The organism is Paeniroseomonas aquatica (assembly GCF_030409335.1).
GTDB lineage: Bacteria > Pseudomonadota > Alphaproteobacteria > Acetobacterales > Acetobacteraceae > Belnapia > Belnapia aquatica.
Window position 1 is genome coordinate 126,749 of record NZ_JAUFPN010000153.1, and the last position, 13,030, is coordinate 139,778.

The 13,030-nt window shown below is 69.8% G+C and carries 11 protein-coding genes; 7 read left to right on the forward strand and 4 right to left on the reverse strand.

From position 1 onward, the window contains the following. The first annotated feature begins 2 nt into the window (after positions 1 to 2). Genes QWZ14_RS15765 through QWZ14_RS15775 form a run of 3 tightly spaced genes read left to right on the forward strand, consistent with a single transcriptional unit; the run spans position 3 to position 3,547 of the window. Positions 3 to 1,370: an FAD-binding oxidoreductase gene (locus QWZ14_RS15765; RefSeq protein ID WP_290317694.1), complete on the forward strand. Its 1,368-nt coding sequence runs from the start codon at positions 3 to 5 to the stop codon at positions 1,368 to 1,370. Next, complete coding sequence (locus tag QWZ14_RS15770) at positions 1,367 to 2,113, forward strand: SDR family NAD(P)-dependent oxidoreductase (protein WP_290317695.1); 747 nt, start codon at positions 1,367 to 1,369, stop codon at positions 2,111 to 2,113. The genes QWZ14_RS15765 and QWZ14_RS15770 overlap by 4 nt, the downstream gene beginning before the upstream one ends. After that, positions 2,114 to 3,547 (forward strand): oligosaccharide flippase family protein, encoded by a 1,434-nt coding sequence (locus tag QWZ14_RS15775; protein ID WP_290317696.1) that lies wholly within the window; start codon positions 2,114 to 2,116, stop codon positions 3,545 to 3,547. A gap of 43 nt (positions 3,548 to 3,590) precedes the next feature. On the opposite strand, the gene QWZ14_RS15780 is transcribed toward QWZ14_RS15775, so the two are convergent. Then, positions 3,591 to 4,553: a glycosyltransferase family 2 protein gene (locus QWZ14_RS15780; RefSeq protein WP_290317889.1), complete on the reverse strand. Its 963-nt coding sequence runs from the start codon at positions 4,551 to 4,553 to the stop codon at positions 3,591 to 3,593. Between the two features lie 328 nt (positions 4,554 to 4,881). Here QWZ14_RS15780 and QWZ14_RS15785 point away from each other — a divergent pair, with 328 nt between their 5' ends. Together QWZ14_RS15785 and QWZ14_RS15790 are read left to right on the forward strand one after the other, a co-directional pair. Next, entirely contained in the window at positions 4,882 to 6,375 is a 1,494-nt protein-coding gene (locus tag QWZ14_RS15785) for a hypothetical protein (RefSeq protein ID WP_290317697.1), read from the forward strand. After that, on the forward strand, positions 6,372 to 8,054 hold the full coding sequence (locus QWZ14_RS15790; RefSeq protein ID WP_290317698.1) for a hypothetical protein: 1,683 nt from the start codon (positions 6,372 to 6,374) through the stop codon (positions 8,052 to 8,054). The genes QWZ14_RS15785 and QWZ14_RS15790 overlap by 4 nt, the downstream gene beginning before the upstream one ends. Here the strand turns inward: QWZ14_RS15790 and QWZ14_RS15795 are convergent. From QWZ14_RS15795 to QWZ14_RS15805, 3 genes are all read right to left on the reverse strand, one after another. Then, positions 8,047 to 8,463 carry a tellurite resistance TerB family protein gene (locus QWZ14_RS15795; protein ID WP_290317699.1) on the reverse strand — a complete coding sequence of 139 codons (417 nt, stop codon included), beginning with the start codon at positions 8,461 to 8,463 and terminating at the stop codon, positions 8,047 to 8,049. The two genes, QWZ14_RS15790 and QWZ14_RS15795, sit on opposite strands and share 8 nt — an antisense overlap. A gap of 61 nt (positions 8,464 to 8,524) precedes the next feature. Continuing rightward, entirely contained in the window at positions 8,525 to 11,332 is a 2,808-nt protein-coding gene (locus tag QWZ14_RS15800; protein ID WP_290317700.1) for an ATP-dependent DNA helicase, read from the reverse strand. 55 nt (positions 11,333 to 11,387) lie between these two features. Further along, positions 11,388 to 11,615: a hypothetical protein gene (locus tag QWZ14_RS15805; protein ID WP_290317701.1), complete on the reverse strand. Its 228-nt coding sequence runs from the start codon at positions 11,613 to 11,615 to the stop codon at positions 11,388 to 11,390. Positions 11,616 to 11,849: 234 nt separating this feature from the next. Here QWZ14_RS15805 and QWZ14_RS15810 point away from each other — a divergent pair, with 234 nt between their 5' ends. Next, positions 11,850 to 12,065, forward strand: a complete 216-nt coding sequence (locus tag QWZ14_RS15810; protein ID WP_290317702.1) for a DUF2934 domain-containing protein — start codon at positions 11,850 to 11,852, stop codon at positions 12,063 to 12,065. Positions 12,066 to 12,126: 61 nt separating this feature from the next. Beyond that, positions 12,127 to 12,984, forward strand: a complete 858-nt coding sequence (locus QWZ14_RS15815; RefSeq protein ID WP_290317703.1) for an MBL fold metallo-hydrolase — start codon at positions 12,127 to 12,129, stop codon at positions 12,982 to 12,984. The last annotated feature ends 46 nt before the right edge of the window (positions 12,985 to 13,030 follow it).

Consider the following 13,030-nt stretch of genomic DNA (forward strand, 5'->3'; position numbering starts at 1 on the left):
CGATGCCGGAGAGTTTCGCGCCCGCGATCCAGGAGGGTGCACGGGCCATGGGGTGGAAGGCGGTCACCCTGCAAGGCTGGGGGCGCAGCAGCAGCGCTGACTGTCTCGCCGCCCGGCCCGAGCGCTCGGGAGAGATGGCCGCCGCCCTGGCGCCGCCCGGGAACCGGACCCTCATTGCGCATGGGGGCGGGCGCAGCTATGGCGACGCTGCCCTGAACACGGGCGGCGCCGTCGTCCTCACCGGTCGGCTTGACCGCATACTGTCCTTCGATCCGTCGACGGGCCTGCTGGTCTCCGAGCCGGGCGTCACCTTCGCCGAGCTGCTGGCGATATTCCTCCCGCGCGGCTTCATCGCACCCGTTTCGCCGGGGACGGGCTTCGTGACGCTCGGGGGTGCCCTGGCGAATGACGTCCACGGCAAGAACCACCATGGCCTCGGCAGCATCGGCGACCACGTCGCGTGGTTCGACCTGCTCCTGCCGGACGGCCGTCTCCTGCGGGTGGCGGAAGCGACGGACCCGGACCTTTTTCGTGCGACCATCGGCGGGATCGGGCTGACCGGCATCATCACCGCGATCTGCCTTCGGCTGGCAGCGGTGCCGTCCAACGCCCTGACCGTGCAGCGTCGCCGGGTCGCCAACCTCGACGACTTCCTGCAGGGCTTCAAGGATGCGGCCGGCACCGCCTATTCCGTCGGCTGGATCGATGCCTTGGCACAGGGAGCGGCGCTGGGTCGCGGCGTGCTCGAGACCGCCGAAGCCAGTCCCCACGATGGCACCTTCCCCTCGCGCAAGGCCAAGCGCTTCCCGATCGACGCCCCCGGCTGGCTCCTCAACGGTCTGAGCGTCCGGGCCTTCAATGCCCTGTATTGGCGACGAGCCTCGATTGTCGGTCAGCAGACCACGGCGTCCTACGCCCAGTTCCTCTACCCGCTCGACGCCATCGAGGGATGGAACCGGATGTACGGCAAGCAGGGCTTCCGCCAGTTCCAGTGCGTGGTGCCGTTCGAGACGGGTGAGCGGGCCTTGCGCCGGCTTCTGGAAACGATTGCTTCGGCGGGGGCTGCGTCCTTCCTGGCGGTGCTGAAGGTCATGGGTGCCCAAGGCCGAGGCATGCTGTCCTTCGGCATGCCCGGCTATTCCCTGGCCTTGGACATTCCGTCCAGGCCGGGCAGCGAAGCGGTGTTTGCCGCCCTGGAGCGGATCACCCGCGATGCCGGAGGCCGAATCTACCTTGCCAAGGACAGCGTGATGTCGTCGGACGGCTTCAATGCCATGTATAGCGAGGCAGGGGCCTTCCGGGCGCTGCGCGAAAGGATCGATCCGCAACGCCGTCTGGCCTCGGACATGTCGCGGCGGCTCAAGCTATGAGCAGCGAGACCTGGTTGATCCTGGGTGCGTCATCGGCCGTCGCCCGCGCTTTCGCGCGGGAGGCTGCGGCGCATGGAGCAGCGCTTCTCCTGGCCGGGCGCGACATGCCGGATCTCGAATGTCAGGCCGCCGACCTGACCATACGGCATCAGGTCGCGGCCGTCCCGCTGCGGTTCGACGCAGGGGATTTGGCGTCGCATGCCGGCTTCGTAGCCCGATGCCTGTCCCAGGCCGGTGGCGGTTTTCTCAATGTCTTCCTGGCCTTTGGGGTGATGCCGGATCAAGCGGACGCCGACGCGGATCCGACGGTCGCGGCATCCATGGTGACGGCGAATTTCACCGGCGCGGCTTCGATTCTCGCCGCGCTGGCACCCGCTCTCGAGGCACAGGGCGGTGGCAGGGTCGTCGCGCTCGGGTCGGTCGCCGGCGACCGGGGGCGCAAGCGCAATTTTCTGTACGGGGCGACGAAAGCGGCGTTGCGAACCTATCTGCAGGGCTACGCCGCCCGCCTGGCAAAAGCAGGGGTCCGCGTCCTGTGCATCAAGGCGGGACCCGTCGACACCGCCATGACCTGGCCATTGCCGGGGCTACCTTTCATGGTCTCACCCAGCGCCTTCGCCAGTACGGCGTGGCGCCGGGCACGCCGCGGCTCCGGCAGCACCTACCTGCCGTCGATCTGGTGGCCGGTCATGAGCATCATCCGGCTGCTGCCCACGTCGATCTTCAACCGTCTCGATATCTGAATGATCAAGCCGCCGTTCCTTCCCGGTGCGAATTCCGCTGCATGGGTGGCCGTCGAGACGTTGGGCGCCGCGATCTTCGCCCTGGTGGGGCTGTTGTTCATTGCGCGGTTGATCGGACCTCATGCGGCCGGAGTCGGCGCCATCGCCGCCAGCGCCTTTCTCACCATCGACTTCCCTATTGCTGCCCTCTTCGGTGATGCGCTGCTGCAGCGGCGCGATCTGGAGGAAAAGCACCGATCGTCCGCCCTCTGGGCGACACTCGGCGCCGCCTTGCTCGGTACCGGCCTGCTGGCCCTGGCGGCACCTTGGATTGCCCTCGCCATCGGCGTGCCAATGCTGACCGACATGATCCGCATGCTGGCCTTGCTGCTGCCGGCATCGGCCGTGGCGGGGCTGCTGGCGGCATTGGCCTTGCGGGGACGCCGCTATCGGCTGCTTTCGCTGCGGGTGCTGATCTGCCAGCCGCTTTCGGTCGGCGTCGGAGTTATGGCGGCGCTGGCCGACTGGGGGGCCTGGGCCATGGTCGCGCAGCAGGCGACGGCGACGCTCTCGGTGTTCCTGCTGCTGGCGGCACTCTCCGGATGGCGGCCACGGTGGTTGCTGGATCGCGCGGCGCTCGGCGATCTTTGGCCGGTGGCCGGACCGCAGATCCTCGCCCTCCTCGTCTTCAACGGGCGCTACCGGATCTTCATCCTCGTCCTGGGTAGCATGGTCGCGGAGACGATCGTTGCCGTCACCCATATCGCCTTCCGCCTGCTGGATGTCGCGACGGCGGTGGTGACCGGCGCTGCCTCCCGTCTGGCGATGCCCCGGCTCTCGGCGCTGCAGCACGACCGGCCAGCCCTGGCTGCGGCCTACGGCGACCTGGCGCAGCTGCAGGCGCTCATTGGCTTGCCTGTCGCGGCCGGTCTCGCCATCACCGCACCGCAACTGGTCGAGCTGCTGATGGGTGGCCCCTGGGCGGCGGCGGCGGAGCCGGCGCGCGTGGTGGCCCTGGCGGCGATCCCCGCCTTCCTGATCGGCCCCGCCTCCGCGCTCTGGTTGGCGCTCGGTCGGACCCGGATCAACCTTCTTGTGCAGGTGGTCGCATTCACCGTTCCGCTGCTGGCATTGCTGGTGGTGCAGCCGAAGGATCCTGCCGGTGCGGCGCTCTGCTGGGCTTTGGGGAGTCTCGCAGTGCCGCCGGTCCAGCTGGTGATGGCGTTGCAGGCCCTGGGTCAATCAGCGCGATGGATGGCGGTGCGGCTGGTGGCCCCCATGCTCGGGACCGCGGTGATGGCCGTCGTGGCCCTGTTCGTTGCCAGGCAGGTGACGCAGATGCCGCCGATCCTGGCGCTGTCGATCATCGCCGGCTCCGGTGCCGCGGCCTATCTGATGACGCTCGCGGTGGTCCTGGGTGGGCGGATGCCGGCCGCCCTGCGTCAAGCGGCCTAGCAGGGCCAGGCCGGGGCGCTTCCGGCCCGACCCGTGAGACCTCTCACGGGCGCAGGTGAGACCCAGGCGCTTCGGTGGCGAGAGCGGCGTTGCTGGTGAGGTGCCGGCCAACGATGTAGAGCGGCCGGCCCTTGGTCTCGTTGAAAACCCGTCCGAGATACTCGCCGATGACGCCTAACGTCACCAGCTGGACGCCGCCAAGAAACAGCACCACCGCCATGATGCTGGGATAGCCCGGCACCGGGTTGCCGTAGAGCATCGCCTTAGCCACCACCTCCCCGCCATAGCCGAGGGCAAAGACGGCCGTTGCCACGCCAAGCCATGTGGCGAAGCGCAGGGGCAGGGTGGTAAAGCTGGTAATGCCCTCGACCGAGAGATTGAAGAGGCGGCCATAGTTCCACTTCGTGGTCCCGGCCGCCCGAGGGGCACGGTCATAGATCACGGCGCGGGAGGGAAAACCGACCCAGGCGAACAATCCCTTCATGAAGCGATGACGTTCGCGCAATTGCAGAAGCGCATCGACCGAGCGCCGGCTCATCAGACGGAAGTCGCCGACATCCGGCGGCAACCGCACCGGTCCCCCGAGACGCGCCATGAGGCGATAGAAACCGCTTGCCGTGGCCTTCTTCAGCCAGGTCTCGCCGGCCCGGCTGCGGCGCTGGGCGAAGACGACATCGACGCCCTCCTGCCAGACACTGACCAGCTCCGGAATGACTTCGGGGGGATCCTGCAGGTCCACGTCGATGACGATGATGGCGCCCGAGGCGCGGGCGTGATCAAGCCCCGCGGTCATCGCCGCCTCCTTGCCGAAATTGCGGCTGAGGCTCACCACCCCGATCTCGGGATGCCGCGATCGCAATGTTTCCAGAACCGCGAGGCTTCGGTCCTGCGATCCATCATCGACATAGACGGCTTCCCAGGGCATTCCCAGTGTGGCCATGACGAGAGCCAGCCGGGCCTGGAAAATCGGGATGACCGCCTCTTCGTTGAAAACAGGAACGACCACCGAAAGAATCGGCTCGGAACGCGTCAGCTGCGACGCGTCTGGCGACGTGGCGCCACTCAGATGGAGTCCGTCGTCCACGGCAGGGATCCGTATGAAAGGTTACCCATCCTAGTGAGATCGGTACGGATCTCAGAAGTCTCATGGGCGCGAGCGCATGGGCCTCACTGTTCTGTGAGAATCGCCTGTGGCGTGCTTTGCGGAGCAAATAAAACACCGCGTGAGAAACCATTGAGCGCATTGCGGCTCAGGCGGGCGACACGATACTTGACTAAGCCAGCGGCGCAAGGCCGGTACTGGAACCAACCTGTCGGCCGTAGGTAGCTTGCGCATGAACCAAAAGACCGCATTGCCCCGCATGCCGCTTGGCTCGCCTTCCCTGGCCTTGTTTGGAGCCGCTGCCAGCCCAGGCAAACGTGATCTCCTCTTCACCGTGCCCAGTCTGGCGCTGGCCCTGGTATTCGTGCTGCGGATGGCGCGCCACCTGCCCCTGCTGCCCATCACCACCGGCGACTCAGCGGCCTATCTGCAGATGGCGGGCTATCGGCCGCCAATCTATGGCTGGCTGGCCAATTGCTGGATATTTCTGACCGGTGGGCTGGAAGGCCTGCCGCTGGCGCAGCTGGTCGTGCTGGGCTGCGCCATAGCGGTCTTTGCGACCGAATTCGGCCGCTTGCTGCGCAGCCCGCTGGTATCCATCCTCGCCATTCCGCTGATCCTGCTGCAGACGGCCGTCTACGACAGCAGCCGGTGGCTGCTGACCGAATCGGTGTTCATCTCGCTGACCTTGATCGGCCTGGCGATGCTGTGCCGCCATGCCCGCCGGGGCGATCTGGCTCCGCTGCTGGTGGCGGCGGCCTGCTTCGGCATGTCCACCCTGCTGCGCAGCACCGGCATGGCCTTCCTGCCGCTGCCGCTTCTGGTCGCCGTCTTCGACCGACGCTTCCCGCTGTGGCCGGCATTGCAGCGTGCGGCGATCGCCGGGGTCATCGCGGTGAGTGTGCTGCTGTCCGGCATGGGTTGGACCTATGTGCGGCACGGCCATTTCGAGATCGGATCCTGGGCCGGCATTTCCCTTCTTGGCAAGGCACTGGTGCTGCTGCGGCCGGAGGATGCGGTGGGTAAGCCCAGCGCGGTCCAGGCCGTGCTGCCGGCCGCCGCCGAGGCGCGGCGCCTGATGGCGGAACAGCCGGATATTGCGGCGCGCCTGCGGGCGCAGGTGCAGTCCTCCGGCGACGTCCGCTTTCCCGCCTTCTGGCCCACCGCCGCCCGCGAGTGGCCGGAGTGGATCGCCGCCGATGGACGGGGCAAGGACCTGTTGGCGAGGGCCATCGCACGCGACCTGATCAGCGCGCATCCTGGCGAGTATTTGCAGCTCTGGGCGCATGACTGGCTCAGCCTGATCATCCAGCCCGCCTACTGGCCAGCCTGGGCCACCACCGTGCCGGCTGACCGGAATGCCTTTGCCTTCTGCCGTGAGATGAACAACTGCTGGGGGTTGGAACGCTATGATCTGCCCCTGCATGGTCAGGTGCTTCTCATCGGCGCGGCGGTCGGCGGCGCCGTGCTGGGGCTGGTGCTGATACCGCTGCTGGCCTGGCCGGTGATCCGGCGCCGTGCCTCGCCTGACATGGCGTTGATCTGGGGTACGGCCATCGTGCTGCACGGCAGCCTGCTGGTCACCTCCGCCGTGGAGGCGGGCCATGTCCGCTACACCGTGGCCCTCCACGTGCTCGACATCGTCATGCTGCTTTGGCTGCTGGTCCGCCTGCTGCCAGGACCCATGCGGCTCGGGTCCGCCCGCACCGAGGAATCGCTTCCATGACCCTTCGCCTCGGTCTGCTGCTCAGCGCGCTTGTGGTCCTCACCGCAGCCATGACGCCTCTGCTCGGCGTGCCGGTCTATGGCCGCAACTTCGCCCATGACGCCAATTTCGCGCTCACTGCCCTGTCCTTCATGGACGCCGGCATCAGCGAGGGTCGTTGGTGGCCGCGCTGGGTGATGGAGACGAATTTCGGCCTCGGCGGCATCACCTTCTTCACCTATCCGCCGATGGGCTATTGGATCGCCGCGCTGGTCCGTCGGGCCACCGGCCTGAATATCGCCGATACCTTGGCGGTGACCATGACCCTGTGGCGGCTGGTGTTCCTCGGCGGCTGCTTCCTCTGGCTGCGCCGGCACGTGCCGCCGGCAGCGGCGCTGGCGGCGGCGGCCCTGGCGGCCCTGCTGCCCTACCCGGCGCTGGTCAATCCCTGGATCCGCTTTTCCTATGCCGAGGTGGCCGGGGCGGCCATGCTGCCCTTCCTCCTGCTGGCCATCGAACGCGCCGCGGAAAGCCGCGACGGCCGCGGCATCCCCGGCCTGGCCCTGGTCTTCGGCGCCCTGGCGATGACGCACCTGCCAAGCTGCGCCCTCGTGGCCCATCTCGCCCCGATCTATGGCTGGGCCTATGGCGGCCCGCGTGGGGCGCTGCGCACCCTGGCGGGAGGCATCGGCGGTGCCGGCCTCGCCGCCTGCTTCATCCTGCCCGCGGCGGCGCTGCTGAAGGACGCCAATTTCGAGGGCCTGGACGGCGGCATCTGGCAGAACAGCCTGATGTTCTACGGCGGGCTCAATGGGACCGCGGTGTGGGTGCAGTTCCTGCTCGTGGTCTGGACGACGGGCTGGGCAGCGGTGCTCATGGCCCTGACCTTCCGCTGGCTGGCGCGGGCCATGCCGCAGTCGCCGCTGCGCCGGGCGGCGATGGTGCTGCTGTTTTCCTCCTTCGCGCTGATGACGGTGGTGACCCTGCCGCTGTGGATCGTGCTGCCGCAGCTCCGCTCGATCGAGTTCCCCTGGCGGGCGACCGGGGTGCTGACCATGCCGGTCGCCGCCCTGGCGGCCCTGGCGCTGGCCGGCGGTGCGCGCATGACCCGGCCGGCGGTGCTGCTGCTCGGTCTGGGCAGCGCGGCGCTGCCGCCGCTGTTCGTCTGGGTGATGACCGCCTTCGGCAATCCGGAATGGCCGCGGTTCCTGCCGCCCGAGCAGCGGCTGGAGCGTGCCCTGGTCTCACCGCGCGGGACCTCGCCGGAACACCTGCCGGTCTGGGCCCTGCACGCGGGATGGGACAGCCTGTGGCGCGGGACGGAGACGGAGAAGGGTCCCGAGCCCTTCCCCCGGCCGCCCCTGCCGGCCGGCACCCAGCGCATCCCCGGCGGCTTCGTGCTGCCGGAGGCCACCACCACCTTCAGCCTGCCGCAGTTCTACTTCCCGGCCTGGCAGGCCACCGATGGCAGCGGGCACGCCCTCCAGGTGCGGCCCGGGCCGGATGGCCTTGTCCAGGTGGTCGTGGATCGGCCGGTGCGGAACCTGCGGGTGGCGATCGGCCTGACCCAGTGGGAGTGGGGCGGCTGGGCGGTAACCGGCCTGACCGCCGCCAGCCTGCTGTGCCTGGCCTTCTGGCGCCGGCGGCCGGTGGCAACGCCGGCGGTGGCCCAGGTGGTCCCGCGGGTCGGCTCTAGATGACCTGGTAGCGGGCCCGCGCCGCCCGCTCGATGGCCCCGGCGATCAGCCGGTCGAGATCCATGGCGATGCGGAAATCCTGCAGGAATTGCAGTTCCTCCTGGGTCAGGTCGCCGTCGGCCGCGGCGACCTCGCAGGCCAGCACATAGGCCGTCTCCCGCAGGCGGGACGGCAGTGCCTCGCGGATCAAAGTGCAGGCGCGATCCAGCCCGTCGGTCCTGTCCAGCAGCGTCAGACAGGTCTCGGTGACGCTCGAGATGCCGTTGGGATGGAAATCGCTGAAGGCGGGGAGGGTCTGCACCAGCCGGGACATCATGGCGAGCTCGGCATCCGACATGGTACGGTCGGAGGCCGCCATCAGCACCATGGCGCAGACCAGGGCTTCCTGCGGATTGAATCGGGTATTGGGCATGGGGCCTCGCTTTCCCGGGGGTGGTCGCGCGCCGGGCGGCTGGCGTCAACAGCCCGCCCTGTCACCCTTCTGCCAGGAAGGACCGGGTTTCCGCCACCACTTCGGCAAGCCCGGTCCGGCGGATCGAAACCCCTTCCGGCAGCCCGGCCAGCAGGCGGCTGGGGCAGGAGCGGTCGAGCAGGACGAAGACCCCCTTGTCGTCGGCCCGGCGGATCAGCCGGCCGAAGGCCTGGCGCAGCCGGTGCCGCGCCAGCGCGTCGTCATAGCCCTTGGGGTCGCCGCCCGAGAGATGGATGCGCCGCTCCCGGTGCAGGATCGAGGGCCGCGGCCAGGGCACCCGGTCGAAGACCAGCAGCCGCAGCGACCGGCCGGGGACATCGACGCCGTCCCGCATGGCATCGGTGCCCAGCAGGCAGGAATTCTCCTCCGCCCGGAAGACATCCACCAGGGTGGCATTGTCCATCGCATCCATGTGCTGGGCGTACAGCGGGATGCCCGAGGCTTCGAGGTTCGGGGCCATGTGGCGGAAGCTGTCGCGCAGCCGGCGGATGGCGGTGAACAGCCCGAGCCCGCCGCCGCCGGAGGCCTGGAACAGCGCCTGCATCGCCGCCGCGACTTGGCCGGAGCGGGCCTTGTCGACGTCGGTCACCACGAAGGCGCGGGTATTGGCGGCATAGTTGAAGGGCGAAGCGACGGCGGCGCGGATCGCCGGCATCGCCAGATGGCTGGCGCCGGTGCGGGCCTCGGCTGCAACCCAGGCGGCCTCCTGGTCCTCGGCGAGACTGGCATCCCGCAGGGTGGCGGAGGTGATGAGCAGCCCATGCGCCGGGGCGGCGACATTCAGCGCGAAGGGGGTGGTCGGGTCCAGCCAGTGCCGGTGGAGGCCGGCATCCACCTCGCGGCCCTCGCGCCGGGTCAGCGCCAGCCAATCGACGAAGGTGCGGCGCTCGCCGGGGACCGGCGGCGCGGCGCGCAGCGCCTGCAGCATGCCCTGCCAAGCCGCCAGCGGGATCAGCGCACGGCGCTCGATGCCCTTCGCCGCGGTCTCCAGCCGGATGCGGTCGGCCGTCTCCAGCTCCTCGACCTCGTCCTCCAGCCGCGCCTTCAGCTTGTCGCAGAGGCTGACCAGGGGCTCGGCGATACGCTTCATCGCCCGCTCCAGCGCCTCGGCGGCATCGGGCAGGTCCTCGCCGAGCGGGAAGAGGTCGCATTGCACGTCGTACACGCCGTCCTCCTCCGGCGCGCGGGCCAGCACCTGGCGGCGGACGGCGCGGAGGAAGACCTCGGTCGGGTTGGCCAGCCGCTCGGCCGCGGCCTCGCTGGTGGGCTCGCGCGGTTCCTCCGAGAGGCGGCTCACCCAGCCGAGGCCGGGCAGGGCACGGGCGGCGTTCAGCGCGGCCTCCATCGGCGGCAGCACCTCGGGCAGGTCGCTGGCCAGTTCCTCGATCCGGCGCCGCAGTCCGCGGGCCCGGCTGCGGCCGCCTTCGGCGCCCAGCAGCCAGCGGCGCAGCTCGGCCGTCTCGGCGCCGCAGAGCGCGGCCGAGAAGGCGGCATCGGCGGCATCGAACAGGTGGTGGCCCTCGTCGAAGACGTAGCGCAGCGGGCGCGCATCCTCGGCCCCGCCCATCGCCGCCTGCACCATGACCAGCGCATGGTTGGCGACCACCAGCGTCGCGGTGCGGGCGCGGCGGATGGAATGCTCGACGAAGCACTGCTTGTAGCGCGGGCAGGCGGAGCGGATGCATTCGCCGCGCCGGTCGGCCAGCGGCCAGATCGCCGCGGGGCCGTAGAGTTCGGTGACCCAGCCGGGGAAGTCGCCGGCCATGAGGTCGCCGTCCTTGGTCGCCAGCGCCCAGCGGGCGACCAGGCCGAGCGGCACCGCCATGTCGGGATGGGATGCTTGGCCGAGCATCTCCTCGAGGTTCAGCAGGCAGAGGTAATTCTCGCGGCCCTTGCGGACCACGACGCGGCGGCGCCGCTCCTCCGGATCCGGGTAGAGCCGGCCAAGCTCCTGGTCGATCTGCCGCTGCAGGTTGCGGGTGAAGGTGCTGATCCAGACCGGGGCGCCGTTGCGTTCCGCCCAGAGGCTGGCCGGGGCGATGTAGCCCAGCGTCTTGCCGGTTCCGGTTCCCGCCTCGGCGAGGATCACGTGCGGCGAGCCCTTGTCCTCGCGCGGGGCGAAGGCGCCGCTGGCGGCGGAGGCGTAGTCGGCCTGCTGCGGCCGCTGTTCCGCGCCGTCGCCGAGGATATGCGCCAGCCGGGCGCGGGCATCGGCGGAGGAGACGTCGAAGCTGCCGGCCGGCTGGGCCGGACCCGGGTCCTCCCAATCCGGCAGGCGGCGCCAGACCTTGTAGGGATCGAGCGAGGCCTTCGCTTCGGCGCTGCCCCCGAGCGCGGCGATGACCGAGGGCGCCCAGGGCCAACCCGCCACCCGGTCCATCTGCGCCGCCAGCATCGCCGCGTCGCGGTTCAGCGGCAGGCCGCGGCCGGCGGCGAGGTGGCGCAGCATGATGGTCGCCATCTCCGGCAGCAGCGCGGCGGCGGCGGAGTCATCGGCCGGGGATGGCAGGTCGAGCGCCATGGCCAGGCCGCGCGGCGTCGGCGCGGCAGGGCGGCCGGGCATGCAGAAGGCGAACAGCTCCAGCAGGTCGAAGGCGGCATCGAAGGGCGGCAGATCCAGACGGCGTGCGGTGGCAGGGCCATGGACCAGCAGCGGCGGTGTGCCGGCGAGGTGGCGGGCGAGCTCCCTCGCCGGGATCTCCAGCAACTCCCCATCCGGGGTCAGCAGCGTGGCGCGCCCAAGCCCGGCGATCAGCGCGGGGGCATCGGGCAGCAACAGGCGGGGCGGCGCGGGTCGGGACTGCGACATCCGCGGCACCATAGGTGCGCAAGGTGCCGGGGGGAACAGATGTTCTCCAGCCGGGCTAGAGCTGGATCACCTCCAGCAGGCTGAGCGTCAGGAACACCACCGTACCCCAGGCCAGGAAGGCGCCGCCCAGGGTCACCCAGGGATTGCCGCCGCGTTGCAGGTCTAGCAGCCACTGCACCACGTCGATCCGGTGCGCGTGCCGGCGCCGGCGACGGGTCGGGGTGCTCGCCTTGGCCTGGGCACGCCAATGCCGCTGCGCCTCCGACCAGGTCGAATACGGCATCGTGCCTGCCGCGGTCCTGACGACCGAGGCGCTGGCACCGTGATCTGGTCGTTCCTTGGTCGCGGTCTCCACTGTCCCACCGTCACGCCGTTACGGGATGAACCATGGACCGAGTAAGCCGAGCCCGCACGTCAACCGCCCGTGCATCGCGCATCGGTGCATTCGGACGCGTCCGAGGCAGAAATACGATCCGGCCCGGATGACGTTGATGGCTTGCCTGTCAGGAGCTTCACCATGCCGGATGCCGCCCGCCTCGCCCGCATTCGCACCCGTGCCTATCTGCTGTGGCTCGACGATGCCTGCCCGGAAGGCCTGGCGGACGAGTATTGGCAGCGCGCCCGTACCGCCGAGGCCCTGGAGCGGATGGCCGGGATCGGCAGCAAGGCGCCGACCTCCGCCAGCCAGCCGGCGCCGCACCGTGCCGGGACCGCCGTGCTGCACTCCGCTTGACCCTCGCGTCCCCTGCCGTTGAGATGGGCGCCGGGACGAAGCAGGGCAGGGGGCGACAGCCATGCAGTGGACCATCGGCAAGGTCACCGTCAGCAAGCTCGTCGAACTGGAGGCGACCGGCGGCAGCCGCTTCCTCCTGCCGCAGGCGACCCCGGAGGAGGTGCGGCGCATCGACTGGCTGGTGCCGGATTTCGCGGACGAGAATGGTCGGCTGCGGCTCAGCATCCACGCCCTGGTGATCGAGGCACCCGGCCGCCGCATCATCGTCGATACCTGCCTCGGCAATGACAAGCAGGGTCGCAAGATCCCGCATTGGAACGACCGCCAGGGCCGGTTCCTCGCGGAGATGACGGCCGCGGGCTTTCCGCCCGAGAGCATCGACACCGTGCTCTGCACCCATCTGCACACCGACCACGTCGGCTGGAACACGCGCCTGGTCGATGGCCGGTGGCAGCCGACCTTCCCGAATGCCCGCTATCTCTTCGGTCGCCGGGAATTCGAGCACTGGTCGCAGGCGGCCGTTCCTGCGGCGCAGGCGGCGGTGATGGCGGATTCGGTGCTGCCGGTCATCGAGGCCGGGCTGCACGAGCTGGTCGCGCCCGACCACCGGCTGTGCGACGAGGTGCGGCTGGTGCCGAGCTTCGGCCATACCCCAGGCCATGTCAGCGTCCACATCGCCTCCGAAGGCGAGGAAGCCTTCATCACCGGCGACATCGCCCATCATCCCTGCCAGCTCGCCCGGCCCGAGTGGAACTCGACCGCCGATGCCGACCCGGTCCAGGCGGAGGCGACACGGCGCCGCATTTTCGGCGGCTTGGCTGGCAGGCCGGTGCTGGTCATCGGCACGCATTTCGCCGGCCGCACCGCCGGGCGGGTGGTGCGGGACGCCGGCGGCCTGCGGATGCTGATGTGCTGGTGACCGGCAGCCTCCGGCACGGCGATGGCCGGCCCTGCCGCAGCATGGC

Excerpts from the sequence above, each read along its gene's own strand:
- QWZ14_RS15805 (WP_290317701.1), bottom strand. The coding sequence starts at position 11,615 with ATGCCGTATTCGACCTGGTCGGAGGCGCAGCGGCATTGGCGTGCCCAG.
- QWZ14_RS15785 (WP_290317697.1), top strand. The coding sequence starts at position 4,882 with ATGAACCAAAAGACCGCATTGCCCCGCATGCCGCTTGGCTCGCCTTCC.
- QWZ14_RS15770 (WP_290317695.1), top strand. The coding sequence starts at position 1,367 with ATGAGCAGCGAGACCTGGTTGATCCTGGGTGCGTCATCGGCCGTCGCC.
- QWZ14_RS15815 (WP_290317703.1), top strand. The coding sequence starts at position 12,127 with ATGCAGTGGACCATCGGCAAGGTCACCGTCAGCAAGCTCGTCGAACTG.
- QWZ14_RS15775 (WP_290317696.1), top strand. The coding sequence starts at position 2,114 with ATGATCAAGCCGCCGTTCCTTCCCGGTGCGAATTCCGCTGCATGGGTG.
- QWZ14_RS15765 (WP_290317694.1), top strand. The coding sequence starts at position 3 with ATGCCGGAGAGTTTCGCGCCCGCGATCCAGGAGGGTGCACGGGCCATG.
- QWZ14_RS15790 (WP_290317698.1), top strand. The coding sequence starts at position 6,372 with ATGACCCTTCGCCTCGGTCTGCTGCTCAGCGCGCTTGTGGTCCTCACC.
- QWZ14_RS15800 (WP_290317700.1), bottom strand. The coding sequence starts at position 11,332 with ATGTCGCAGTCCCGACCCGCGCCGCCCCGCCTGTTGCTGCCCGATGCC.
- QWZ14_RS15810 (WP_290317702.1), top strand. The coding sequence starts at position 11,850 with ATGCCGGATGCCGCCCGCCTCGCCCGCATTCGCACCCGTGCCTATCTG.
- QWZ14_RS15795 (WP_290317699.1), bottom strand. The coding sequence starts at position 8,463 with ATGCCCAATACCCGATTCAATCCGCAGGAAGCCCTGGTCTGCGCCATG.